The organism is Streptomyces sp. NPDC031379 (genome assembly GCF_055569615.1).
This window is the reverse complement of the sequence record NZ_JBVIIT010000018.1, coordinates 211,035-217,899: the sequence shown is the minus strand read 5'-3', so window position 1 is coordinate 217,899 and position 6,865 is coordinate 211,035. Positions and strand designations below refer to the sequence as shown.

The 6,865-nt window shown below is 71.2% G+C and carries 7 protein-coding genes; 2 read left to right on the top strand and 5 right to left on the bottom strand.

The annotated features are described in order from the left end of the window. The first annotated feature begins 164 nt into the window (after nucleotides 1-164). Nucleotides 165-1,262, top strand: coding sequence for a calcium:cation antiporter (locus tag ACZ5CW_RS25750; protein ID WP_468605222.1), 1,098 nt, complete (start codon nucleotides 165-167; stop codon nucleotides 1,260-1,262). 73 nt (nucleotides 1,263-1,335) lie between these two features. On the opposite strand, the gene ACZ5CW_RS25745 is transcribed toward ACZ5CW_RS25750, so the two are convergent. Continuing rightward, nucleotides 1,336-2,607 (bottom strand): MFS transporter, encoded by a 1,272-nt coding sequence (locus ACZ5CW_RS25745; RefSeq protein ID WP_468605232.1) that lies wholly within the window; start codon nucleotides 2,605-2,607, stop codon nucleotides 1,336-1,338. A gap of 209 nt (nucleotides 2,608-2,816) precedes the next feature. Here ACZ5CW_RS25745 and aroQ point away from each other — a divergent pair, with 209 nt between their 5' ends. Beyond that, complete coding sequence (aroQ, locus tag ACZ5CW_RS25740; protein ID WP_468605220.1) at nucleotides 2,817-3,290, top strand: type II 3-dehydroquinate dehydratase; 474 nt, start codon at nucleotides 2,817-2,819, stop codon at nucleotides 3,288-3,290. A 10-nt stretch (nucleotides 3,291-3,300) separates the two neighbouring features. Here the strand turns inward: aroQ and ACZ5CW_RS25735 are convergent, their stop codons facing one another. The 4 genes from ACZ5CW_RS25735 to ACZ5CW_RS25720 all read right to left on the bottom strand — a co-directional run bounded on the left by ACZ5CW_RS25735 (nucleotide 3,301) and on the right by ACZ5CW_RS25720 (nucleotide 6,830). Then, complete coding sequence (locus ACZ5CW_RS25735) at nucleotides 3,301-4,053, bottom strand: amino acid ABC transporter ATP-binding protein (protein WP_468605218.1); 753 nt, start codon at nucleotides 4,051-4,053, stop codon at nucleotides 3,301-3,303. Then, the gene (locus ACZ5CW_RS25730; RefSeq protein ID WP_468605216.1) at nucleotides 4,050-4,985 is read right to left on the bottom strand and encodes an amino acid ABC transporter permease; all 936 of its coding nucleotides are present in this window, start codon (nucleotides 4,983-4,985) and stop codon (nucleotides 4,050-4,052) included. The genes ACZ5CW_RS25735 and ACZ5CW_RS25730 overlap by 4 nt, the downstream gene beginning before the upstream one ends. Next, entirely contained in the window at nucleotides 4,982-5,866 is an 885-nt protein-coding gene (locus ACZ5CW_RS25725; protein WP_468605214.1) for an ABC transporter substrate-binding protein, read from the bottom strand. The genes ACZ5CW_RS25730 and ACZ5CW_RS25725 overlap by 4 nt, the downstream gene beginning before the upstream one ends. 307 nt (nucleotides 5,867-6,173) lie before the next feature. Beyond that, nucleotides 6,174-6,830 (bottom strand): MBL fold metallo-hydrolase, encoded by a 657-nt coding sequence (locus ACZ5CW_RS25720; protein WP_468605212.1) that lies wholly within the window; start codon nucleotides 6,828-6,830, stop codon nucleotides 6,174-6,176. Nucleotides 6,831-6,865: the final 35 nt, after the last annotated feature.

Sequence of the window (6,865 nt, the reverse complement as noted above, 5' to 3'; positions counted from 1 at the left end):
CCCCCCCCCCCCCCCCCCCCCCCCCCCCCCCCCCCCCCCCCCCCCCCCCCCCCCCCCCCCCCCCCCCCCCCCCCCCCCCCCCCCCCCCCCCCGCCCCGGAAAGGATGAGAGGTATCCGAAAAGAACGGAATGCGAACCCTGTAGGTTTTTGCGACCATCGCCGCATGATCACTCGGCGGTCGCTCACCCGGCAATGGACGACCCTCGTGCCGGCTCTCGCGGTCGTCCTGCTGGTCTTCACCTGGGGCCGTGACCTGCCCGGCGCGGTCGTCGCCCTGGTGACCGTGGTGCTGGCCGGCTCCGTCCTCGCGGCGGTGCACCACGCCGAGACGGTCGCCCACCGGGTCGGCGAACCCTTCGGCTCCCTGGTGCTCGCCATCGCCGTCACGATCATCGAGGTGGCTCTGATCGTGACCCTCATGGTCGACGGCGGCGACAAGAGTGCCACCCTGGCCCGGGACACCGTCTTCGCCGCGGTGATGATCACCTGCAACGGCGTCGTCGGGATCTGTCTGCTCGTCGCCTCCCTGCGGCACGGCACCGCGGTCTTCAACCCGGAGGGCACCGGCGCCGCCCTGGCGACCGTGGCGACGCTGGCCACGCTGAGCCTGGTCCTGCCTACCTTCACCACCAGCAAGCCCGGACCCGAGTTCTCCACGGTGCAGCTGACGTTCGCCGCACTGTCCTCGCTGATCCTCTACGGCCTGTTCGTGGCCACCCAGACCGTACGCCACCGGGACTACTTCCTGCCGATCACCCGGCAGGGCGAGGTCATCACCGGCGACGACCACGCCGCGCCCCCGTCCGCGCGCACCGCCTGGATCAGCCTCGGCCTGCTCGGGCTGGCCCTGATCGGCGTGGTCGGCCTGGCCAAGGGCGTGTCGCCCACCATCGAGTCGGGAGTGAAGGCGGCCGGCCTGAACCAGGCCGTCGTCGGCGTGGTCATCGCCCTGCTCGTCCTGCTTCCCGAGACGATCGCCGCGCTGCGCTCCGCCCGCCGCGACCGGGTGCAGACCAGCCTCAACCTCGCGCTCGGCTCCGCGATGGCCAGCATCGGCCTGACCATCCCGGCCGTGGCGCTCGCCTCCGTCTGGCTGTCCGGACCGCTCGTCCTCGGGCTCGGCTCCACCGACATGCTGCTGCTCGCGCTCACCGTCGTCGTCGCCTCCCTGACGGTCGTGCCGGGACGGGCCACCCCCCTGCAGGGCGGTGTCCACCTGGTGCTGTTCGCGGCCTACCTGGAGCTGGCGATCAACCCATAGGCCACGGCGGGCCGACCGGCCGCGCCGCGGGCAGGGGCCCCTGAGCACGGGCGTGGCGTCGGTGCCGTCGCGGTCATCCCGCGGCCGGCTCCGCCGCCGGCACGGGGGCCGGCCGTGTCTCCGGCAGCAGCGCGAAGCACCCCAGGCTGAGCAGCGCGACGCCCGTCAGATACACGCCCACGCCCCATGGGACGCGCCCGCCGTGCTCCGCGAGCGCCGTGGCCACGATCGGAGTGAGCGCGCCGCCGACGACCCCGCCGAGGTTGTAGCCGACCGCCGCCCCCGTACAGCGCACCCGTGCCTCGTACAGCTCCGGCAGGTAGGCGGCGATCACCGCGAACATGGTGACGAAGGCGAGCAGCGCCCCCAGGATGCCGAGGAACATCAGCAGCGGCTCACCTGTGGCCAGCAGTGCGACCATCGGCAGCATCCACAGGGCACAGGCGGCGCAGCCCGTCAGGCACATCGGCCGGCGCCCGTAGCGGTCGCCGAACAACGCCATGACGGGCGTGAGCGCTCCCTTCACCAGCACCGCGGCCATGACACAGGCCAGCATGACCGTCCGGCTCACTCCGAGCCGTTCCGTGGCATATGCCAGCGACCAGGTCGTCACCGTGTAGAACACCGCGTAGCCGACGGCCATCGCCCCGGCGGTCAGCAGTACCAGCCGCCCGTGGTGCCGTACGACCTCCACGAGCGGCACGCGCGCGTGGTCGTCGATCTCCAGGAACCGAGGGCTCTCGGTGAGGGACGAGCGCAGCCACAGCCCAGCGAGCGCCAGCGCCCCGGCCGCCCAGAACGGCACACGCCACCCCCACTGCACGAACTCCGCGTCGGGCAGTGCCGCCGACAGCGCGAGCATCACCCCGTTGGCGAGCACGAAGCCGACCGAGGGCCCCACTTGAGGGAAGCACGACCACAGCGCGCGCCGCTCCGCGGGTGCGTGCTCGGCGGTCAGCAGTACTGCCCCGCCCCACTCCCCGCCCAGGCCCAGCCCCTGCAGGAATCGCAGGACGAGCAGCAGCACGGGCGCGGCGACACCGATCGTCCCGTACGACGGCAAGCAGCCGACCGCGACCGTCGAGGCGCCGGTCAGCAGCAGTGAGACGACCAGGACCGGCCGCCGTCCGCGCCGGTCACCGAGGTGCCCGAACACCACCGATCCCAGCGGCCGGGCGATGAAGCCCACCCCGAACGTCCCGAACGCCGCCAGCGTCCCCGCGACCGGCGAGAACGTCGGGAAGAACAGCGGCCCCAGCACCAGGGCCGCCGCGGTCCCGTAGACGAAGAAGTCGTAGAACTCGATCGCGGTCCCGACGAGGGAGGCTGCGGCGAGCCGCGACATGGACGGTGCGCTCACGGCGCGTACAGCGTGCATGTCGCGTCAACTACCCGGAGTGATCAGCGGTTACGGGGGTGTGCGGTGGTGATCGGCTGGGCCGGAGCGTGCGCCGGAGGGGGGGGGCACGCGGCCCGCCGCCCCTCCGGCCGCCGTGATAGACCGAGTGCGAGCAGCGGTCGTCGACGTACCGCCCCGAACGGACCGGAGGAACCGTGCCCCGCACCCTGGCCAACGCCCCGATCATGATCCTCAACGGGCCCAACCTGAACCTGCTCGGCCAGCGCCAGCCCGAGATCTACGGCAAGGACACGCTGGCCGACGTGGAGGAGCTGTGCGCCGAGGCGGCGGCCGCGCACGGCGGCACGGTGGACTTCCGGCAGTCCAACCACGAGGGCGAACTGGTCGACTGGATCCACGAGGCGCGCCTGAGCCACTGCGGGATCGTCATCAATCCCGGCGCCTACTCGCACACGTCGGTCGCGATTCTGGACGCACTCAACACCTGTGACGGGGTGCCCGTGCTGGAGGTGCACATCTCCAACATCCACCAGCGTGAGTCGTTCCGGCACCACTCCTACGTCTCGCTGCGCGCCGACGGCGTGATCGCGGGCTGTGGGGTGCAGGGCTACGTGTTCGGCGTCGAGCGGGTCGCCGCTCTGGTGGGGGCGGCTCAGGCCGACGCGTAGCCTCCGGTTCCTACAGGCGGCCGGCCTCCACGATCCGCCGCAGGAAGCGCTGCGTACGCTCCTGCTGCGGGTCACCGAAGACCTGCTCGGCGGTGCCGTGCTCCAGCACGACGCCACCGTCCAGAAAGCAAACCTGGTCGGCGACGTCCCGGGCGAACCCCATCTCGTGCGTCGCCAGCACCATGGTCATGCCCTCGTCCTTCAGGCCCCGGACCACATCCAGTACCTCGCCCACGAGTTCGGGGTCGAGCGCGGCCGTGATCTCGTCCAGCAGCAACAGCCGAGGCCGCACGGCAAGGGCCCGCACGATCGCGACACGTTGCTGCTGGCCGCCGCTGAGCCGGTCCGGGTAGGCGTCCGCCTTCCCGGCGAGCCCGAGACGCTCCAGCAATCCCCTGGCCCGTTCCTCGGCCTCGGCGCGCGAGACGCCGTGCACCCGGCGCGGGGCGAGCGTGATGTTCTCCAGCACGGTCATGTGCGGGAAGAGGTTGTACGCCTGGAAGACCACGCCGATCCGGCGCCGTACCGCGTCCTGGTCGGCCCGGGGATCGGTGATCTCCTCGCCGTCCAGCCAGATCGCACCGTCGTCGATCTCCTCCAGGAGATTGGCGCAGCGCAGCAGCGTGGACTTGCCCGAGCCCGAGGCGCCGATCAGCGCCGTCACCGTGTGCGGGGCGACCTCCAGGTCGACGTCCCGCAGCACCACGGAACCGCCGAAGGTCTTGCGCACGGACTCCAGACGCAGGACAGGTGCGTCGCTCATAGGGATCCTCCCTGGGCCCGCTGCCGGTCCGTCCGGGCCGTCACCCAGTCCGTGAAGCGCGTCATCGGGATGGTCAGCGCCACGAACACCAGCCCAGCGACGATGTACGGCGTGTAGTTCAGACTGCGGCCCGCGATGATGTCGGCCGCCCGTACGGCGTCCACCGCGCCGCCGATCGACACCAGACCGGTGTCCTTCTGCAGCGACACCAGGTCGTTGAGCAGCGGCGGCACCTGCCGGCGCACCGCCTGCGGCAGCACCACGTGGCGCAGGGCCTGCCGGTTGGTCAGACCCAGCGAACGTGCCGCTGCCCGTTGGGAGGGGTGGACGGACTCGATGCCGGCCCGGAACACCTCCGCCACGTAGGCGGAGTACGTCAGCGTCAGCGCCGTACCGCCGAGCAGCACCGGATCGACCGTGACGCCCTGCAGCCGCAGCGCGGGCACGCCCAGGACCACGATCATCAGGTTGATGATCAGCGGCAGGCCGCGGAAGAAGTCGGTGTACGCCGCCGCCAGCACCCGCAGCGGGAAGAACACCGGGCCGCGCAGGGTCCGCGCGACGGCTATGAGCATGCCGAGAACCAGGACGGCGGCGCCGCAGATCAGGAGCAGGCGGACGTTCAGCCACAGCCCTTGGAGGACCTTCGGGAACGCCTCGCGCGCGTACTGCGCGCTGAAGAAGGTCTCCTTGGTGCGTGGCCAGCCCGGCGCGTTGACGACGACCAGGTAGAGGACGACGGCGGTGACGAGGGTCGACAGCGCCGCGACGGCCGTGGCGCGGCGGGCACGCGCGCGTTTGTGGCGCTCGCGTTCCAGGCGCCGTTCGGAGGGCACGTAGCCGTCGTCGACGGCGCCGTCACCGGCGCCGCCCGCCCTGTCGCCCTTGTCGTCCGCCCCCTCCCGGGCCGACTCGCCCTTGGTGACCGTCACTTGAGTACCGGCGCGTCGACGGCGTCCGAGAGCCACTGTTTCTCGAGCTTCGCCAGGGTGCCGTCCTTGCGCAGGGCGTCGACGGCGCCGGTCACGCACGAGGTGAGCGAGCTGCCCTTGTCCAGCACGAGCCCGAACTGCTCGGGCGTACCGCCCTGGTTCTCGAACTGGCCGACGATCTCGGCGTCCGTCACCTCGGCCGCCGTGATGTAGAACGCGGTCGGCAGGTCGGTGACGATGGCGTCGACCTGACCGTTCTTCAGCGCCGACTTGGCCTGGTCGTTCTTGGCGTAGGCGGCGGCCTCCCGCGTCGGTTTCACCACGTCGGTGATGTAGTCGAGGCTCGTCGTGCCCACCTGCGCGCCCAGCTTGAGGTTCTTCAGGTCGGCGACGCTCGTCGCCTTGGCGGCCTTGCTGCCCTTGAGCGCGATGACGGCCTGGCGCACGTCGTAGTAGCCGGAGGAGAAGTCCACGGCCTTCTTGCGCTCGGTGCTGATCGAGACCTGGTTGATGTCGAAGTCGAAGGTCTTCACACCGGGGGCGAACGCCTTGTTGAACGGCACGCTCTGCCACACGACCGCGCTTCTGCCGTATCCCAGCTGCTTCGCCACGGCGTAGGCGACCGCCGACTCGAAGCCCTTGCCGCCGGCGGGCTTGTCGTCCTTGAACCACGGTTCGTACGCCGGCTCGTCCGTCGCGACCGTCAGCTTTCCGGACGTCTTGGTGGCCAACTTGCCCTGGGCGCAGCTCTTCCCCGCCGCTCCGGACGGGGCGGCCGATGCCTTGTCCTCGGGCTGCGGAGCACAGCCGACAGCGGCGGCGAGCAGGGCGATGGTGGCGGCGGCTACCGCGCGGCGCAGGGCGCGAGGGGCAGGATACATGGCGGGAGAGTGGCAGCGAACGCCGCGTTTGTCGAGGTCACACCAGCACTTGTCCGCATAGTGGGAACGGGTGTTGCGGTGGTGTGAACACCGGCGGCGGCATGTGCTTTGGCCCGGGCCGCCGGCCGAGGGCGGGATGGGAAGACCGGCGGCCCCTACCGCGCAGGAGCCATCACCCTGTGCGGGACTGCCACCAGTTGACTGCGCGACACCGGCGCGCGGGAGCGCGCGCGTGAGCCGGACAGGTGTGAAGTGTTCACACGGGGCGCACGCAGCGGGTCGCGCGCCGGGCGTATGCGCGTGGTGCTCACCAACCGCGCGCGTGCCACTCCGGCAGATGCGGCCGTTCCGCGCCCAGCGTGGTGTCGTTGCCGTGGCCGGGGTAGACCCAGGTCTCGTCCGGCAGTACGGCGAAGATCTTCGTCTCCACGTCGTGGATCAGGCTGGCGAACGCCTTCGGGTCCTTGCGGGTGTTGCCGACGCCGCCCGGGAAGAGGCAGTCGCCGGTGAAGACGTGCGGATGGCCGTGCGGGTCGTCGTAGACGAGCGCGATCGAACCCGGGGTGTGCCCGACGAGGTGGCGCGCGGTGAGTTCCACGTGCCCCACCCTGATGACGTCGCCGTCGTCGACGAGGACGTCCGTCGGTACGGGGATGCCGGGAGCGTCCTCGCGGCCGGCGTATGTACGCGCGCCCGTGCCGGCGACGACCGCGGCGAGCGCCTGCCAGTGGTCGCCGTGCTGGTGCGTGGTGACGACGGACGCGATGCCGTCGTCACCGATCATGCCGAGGAGCGTCTCCGCCTGGTTGGCGGCGTCGATCAAAAGCTGCTCGTCGGTGGCCCGGCAGCGCAGCAGATAGGCGTTGTTGTCCATCGGGCCGACCGCGATCTTGGTGATCATCAGGTCTTTCAGCTCGTGCACGTCCGCCGGTCCGCCGACCTTGACCTCTCCGGTGTACGTCATGGTGATCAGCCTATAGCGGGGCGAGCCCCGGCGGA

Coding starts and splice junctions, on each gene's coding strand:
- ACZ5CW_RS25750 (WP_468605222.1), top strand. CDS start 165: ATGATCACTCGGCGGTCGCTCACCCGGCAATGGACGACCCTCGTGCCG.
- ACZ5CW_RS25745 (WP_468605232.1), bottom strand. CDS start 2,607: ATGTCGCGGCTCGCCGCAGCCTCCCTCGTCGGGACCGCGATCGAGTTC.
- ACZ5CW_RS25735 (WP_468605218.1), bottom strand. CDS start 4,053: ATGAGCGACGCACCTGTCCTGCGTCTGGAGTCCGTGCGCAAGACCTTC.
- ACZ5CW_RS25725 (WP_468605214.1), bottom strand. CDS start 5,866: ATGTATCCTGCCCCTCGCGCCCTGCGCCGCGCGGTAGCCGCCGCCACC.
- ACZ5CW_RS25720 (WP_468605212.1), bottom strand. CDS start 6,830: ATGACGTACACCGGAGAGGTCAAGGTCGGCGGACCGGCGGACGTGCAC.